The organism is Halopseudomonas sp., assembly GCF_041579695.1.
Lineage (GTDB): Bacteria > Pseudomonadota > Gammaproteobacteria > Pseudomonadales > Pseudomonadaceae > Halopseudomonas.
Genome location: NZ_JBFGFI010000134.1, coordinates 1 through 4,880, shown reverse-complemented (window position 1 = coordinate 4,880; position 4,880 = coordinate 1). Strand labels below are relative to the sequence as shown.

At 58.5% G+C, this 4,880-nt stretch carries 2 protein-coding genes; one reads left to right on the top strand and one right to left on the bottom strand.

Annotated features, from left to right (window positions below; all coding sequences use genetic code 11):
- Nucleotides 1–434 precede the first annotated feature (434 nt).
- On the top strand, nucleotides 435–1,490 hold the full coding sequence (rho, locus tag ABYA88_RS15300) for a transcription termination factor Rho (RefSeq protein ID WP_373188252.1): 1,056 nt from the start codon (nucleotides 435–437) through the stop codon (nucleotides 1,488–1,490).
- Nucleotides 1,491–1,580: 90 nt separating this feature from the next.
- Here rho and ABYA88_RS15295 read toward each other — a convergent pair.
- Nucleotides 1,581–4,880: diguanylate cyclase domain-containing protein (locus tag ABYA88_RS15295; RefSeq protein ID WP_373188251.1), on the bottom strand; the 3,300-nt coding region annotated here is incomplete at its 5' end.

Below are 4,880 nucleotides of genomic sequence, written 5' to 3'. Positions count from 1 at the left end.
TTCTGGTTCAAGTACTCAGCCGGCATTGCTGCTAAAGTCGCCAGCCAGGCCTTGGCGGAGGCGGAGCGCCGGATCCCGAGCCGTGTCTTCAGGCAACTCTTCCATAGGAATGTGCCCTACGGTGGGATAGACCACCAGACCGGCGTCTGGCAGGTTTTGCCGCCAGCGTTCAGCTAATGTTAACGCAGGCTTGGCACCGGTTCGTTGGGCTATATGGACATAGCGGCTGTAAGATGTTGGAGTGATCCGGTCACTGTCACCGTACACCCAGTTGACGCTCAGTGTGACTACCCAGGCGGGCGGGATGTAGCTGCCGATTATCGATGCCGGCGGCATCCTGGCAAGGCCAAGCAGCCAGAGGGTCTCCTGAGTAAAAACCGGGACCGACCTATTTGGTGCACACTGGTTTTTGCCTTGGGCTGGCTTTGTCGAAAATGGTCTTCAGCAATCTGTTAGTGCTTTTGTTTTTTGGCGTTATCAGCACACTTCGAAAAATATCTATCAAACAAGAGCTTCAGACAGCCATGCCGAGAACGACATTAAGTTTAAACCGGAAACCAAATAAAGACGCTAAACCAGTGGCTAAGGAAGCCGAAGCTGTGGTTGAGACCGATCCACAAAAACGTTTTTTAAACGGCGTGGCTATCAATCCAGCGCCGTGGATTCGCTTGGAGTCAGGTTCAGAAAAACTCACGGTGCGCGCGATGGATTTGATCACGCCGATTGGAATGGGGCAGCGAGGTTTGATCGTTGCACCGCCGGGATCTGGAAAATCGACGATATTAAAAGATATTTGCCAGGCGGTGGGAAAGGCGTATCCCGAGATAAAACTTTACGCGCTATTGATAGATGAGCGGCCCGAAGAGGTCACTGATTTCAAGCGTAGCGTCCCAGCTGAGGTACACGCTTCTTCTTCGGATGAAAGCTATGCTCATCACGTCCGCGTTGCCGATGAGCTTCTTGATATCGCCCGCCAACAAGCTGGCGAGGGTCACAACGTCATGATTGTGATTGATTCTCTCACCAGGCTTTCGCGTGTGCATAATGCACAGCAAAAGAGCAGCGGTCGTACTATGTCTGGCGGGGTTGATGCCCGAGCCATGGAGATCCCGCGGAGGTTGTTTGGCGCTGCACGAAACATTGAGAATGGCGGCTCGCTTACCATTCTGGCGACCGTTTTGGTTGATACCGGCAGCCGTATGGACCAGGTTATATTTGAGGAGTTCAAGGGTACGGGGAACATGGAGCTGGTGTTATCAAGAGACGCTGCGAATCAGCGAATCTTCCCCGCGCTGGATATTTCGAAAAGCAGTACACGCCGTGAAGAGCTGCTGTTGGATCCGAAAGACCTGGACAAAACAAGAGCGTTGCGCCGGGCGCTTAGCGATCTCAAACCGCTCGAGGGCGCAAAAAAACTGGTTGAGCTGCTTGAGAAGTACCCCACAAATGCCGAGCTTCTAAAAAACATCCCCGGGACGCCCATCGACTGATTCCTCGGAATCTGCAAATCTATGAGGACGAGGTATTAGCAGATTATGTGGGCGATGGTGGTGATGCCTGTTACCGGTGATGCCGGGTATTTACACCGCCGCCCCAGACCAAATCCGATTGCGACCACCCAGCTTGGCTTTGTACAGGGCTGCGTCTGCCGCATGGATCAGTTGATCGGCGCGGTTGTGCGCATCAGGCACCAGGGTGGCATAGCCCACGCTGACGGTGACTCGGTCACGCGGAGTTGAATATTCGTGCCTTATGGCGAGTGCCTCGATAGCCCTGCGGGCGTTCTCCGCAACCTGTATGGCCCCGTTGCTGTCGGTATCGGGCAGGATGAGCATGAACTCCTCACCGCCGAAACGCACCAGCATGTCGGTGGCCCGTTGCAGCTGGGCCTGGAGTGTGTGCGCTACCTGAATAAGGCAGTCATCACCGACCTGGTGGCCATAGGTGTCGTTGAAGAGTTTGAAGTGATCGACGTCGAGCATGATCAGTGACAGCGGTTGGGATTGCCGCCGTAGGCGCACCCAGACGTCGCTGAGATAGGTATCCCCGGCACGGCGATTGGCTATGCCAGTGAGTCCGTCGCGGTCGGCCAGCTTCTGGAGTTCCTTGTTCAGCTCCTCCAGCTTGGCGGTGCGTTCGATGACCTTTTCTTCCAGGATGCGCGAATGATTCTGGATCTGAGAGTACAGTCGGGCGTTTTCGATGGCGACCGCAGCCTGGGCGGCGAGGAGCTTGATCAGCTCAACACGCTCATCGCTGAATACCGCGTCTGTGAGGTTGTTCTCCATGTAGACGGCAGCTTCAAACCGTTCCCTGGCAATCGGCACGCAAAGAACCGAACGGGGCTGCAGGTGCACGATGTAGGGATCGTTGACAAAGATCCCCTCGCGTCCGGCATCGTGCAGGACGACGGCGGCCCCGCGGTGAAACGCTTCGCTGAGCACGCTCATAGGCAGGCCAAGCGCATTGCCCTGATGGTCATGCAGTACGCAGTGCTCTGGCAGCCCGGTAAACAAGCCTGACCGCTCCGGCAAGACGGCGGCTTCGATGATAGATACACCGGCGGCCCGGACGATCAGGCAGCCCCATTGACCGCCGGCATTCTCCAGCAGGATTGCCAGCGTTTTTTGCAGCAATTGGTCCAGCACCATTTCGCCGGATATTTCGCGGGAGGCTTTCATGACCGAGGCCAGGTCCAGCGTCGATAGCTGGTTATTGGTCTGACTGAGCCGTGCGTGCCCCCACTCGCGCAGCAGCGGAAACTCTGCTTCCAGTTGCTCGACCTTGCGCAGCGCCCCCCAGCGGTTGTAAACCCCGTGCGCCCCGCGCAGATAACCCTCTGCGGCGTGCCGCTTGCCCAGGGCCAGCAAATGCCGCGCCGCCCGCTCGAAGGTGCTGGCTTCGTCGTGCAGGAAGCCATGCTGGCGGGCGCTGTTGATCGAGGCATCGTAGTATTCCAGGGCTTGCTGGTGCTCGCCATCCAGCCGCGCAAGCTCGGCGCTCATCGCCCACTGCAGGTGGCGGAAATTGGCTTCGCAGTTATCCGCCCAGCGGGTCATGCGTGCCAGATCCTGCTCAAGGCGCTGATGCGTACGTTGCCGCTCGGCTGTATCCATGGCCGGATACAGGGTCGACAGCGTGCGGTTGGCGACGATATAGAAGCGCACCAGTTGCGGCAGCGACATGGCGGATTTGATCAGCTTGTCCTGATGGCGAACGCACTCCAGTGCGGCATCGTAGTTGCCGTACAGCAGGTTGATCTCGGCGCTATAGATATGATGGTTGGCGATACCAGTGAGGAATTCGCGCTCGCGCATGGAGTTCAGGCACTCCTGAGCGTCGAAGTCATCGCTACTCAGGCTGTAAGGGGCCAGGGTGTCACCGAGCAAATTGCGCTGCATCTGCAGAAACAGGCTGCCTGAGTCCAATGAATCCTGGTAGGCACATTCGCGCACCACTTCCAGATTCTCGGCATGCAGGCGGCGGGCGGTTTCCAGGTCCAGGGTCGGGTCCCAGATCACGCAATCCTGAGCGCTGTAAGCCAGATAGAGCAGGTCGCCTGATTGGTAGCCGGCCTCAATACCCTTGCGAAACCAGGGTGTCAGACTGGCCCAGTGGTTGCTCCAGTGGTGCACGAACATGGCGTATACGTAAATCACCCGCGCGCGCAGACTCAGGTCGCCGAGGCGCTCGTTGATGGCCAGGCCCACTTTTCCGTATTCATAGCCCTGCCCCGGGTCATCCAGCTCCCCGCATAGCAGCATGCCGTAGGCCGCATAGGCGAAGGCAGACTCCGGGCAATTGCCCCGGTGCAGTGCCAGGTTGACGGACTTGAGCACCAGGTAGCCGAACATGTTGCTGCCGGAGAGGAACGCGGCGGCAAAGATTTCCATCAGCAGGCGCATGGCGGTCAGGGTGGCTGGGTCCTCAATGATCGGTGCGTCGACCAGGTCGGCAATCTCCCGACCTGCCAGGTAGTGTTGAACCAGGCGCAATTCCAGCGCAATTTCCTCCTCGCCTGGATGCTCGCTGAAGTTGACGCCCAATAGTGCCAGCCCTTCGATAGCGGCACTGATGGACGCCTGCATCCTGCCCAGCGTTGCATTCTGCCGGCAGCGGATGGAAAGGATGTCGGCACGTTGCAGGTCAGATGTGGCATGTTCGAGCATCTGCTCCAGCCAGCGATCGGCTTCTCCGGTGCGCCCGGTCAGATAGTTGTTCAGCTGCATCTCGGTTGCCAGGGTGGTCATCATGGACGGCACGCGTGCCCAGGGGTCGGTGGGTAGCAGCTCCTCGACTACCTGCAGATAACCCAGTGCCTGCTCATAGGCGGACGCCTGCCGGGCGCGATAGCCGCTGCGCAGGTTGAGCTCGGCCAGCTGTTTGCGCTCGGCGGCATCCGTTATCAGCGCTCGGCCCTGGTTGAGATGGTTGACGATCTCGATCAAGCGGTCGTCGGCCACCTGATCGCCCGCCTGGCGCAGCATCAGCCGACCAACCAGCAGGTGTACCCGTGGCAGCTCGCTGTTCTCGATCAGGTGGTAAGCCGCTTGCTGGACCCGGTCATGTTGGAATCGATACTCGGGATTGAATTCCAGATTCTTGCTGTGTTGTGTCGCCAGTCGGTAATCGTTGTGCAGAGGAAGCACGGTGTACTGCTGCAGCGCGGGAACCAGGGCCTGGGCAGTGTCGGCCTGAGAGTGGTTGTGGATGACGGCCAGTGTTTGCAGAGTGAAGCTGTTGCCGATGCAGGCAGCCAGCTGCAGCACCTTTTGGGTCTCTGCCGGCAGTTGGCGCAGACTATCGAGCATGAACTCGACTACATCATCGCTGGTGGCCTCCCAGGTGGCCTTGTCCAGGTGCCAGTGCCACTGGCCGGT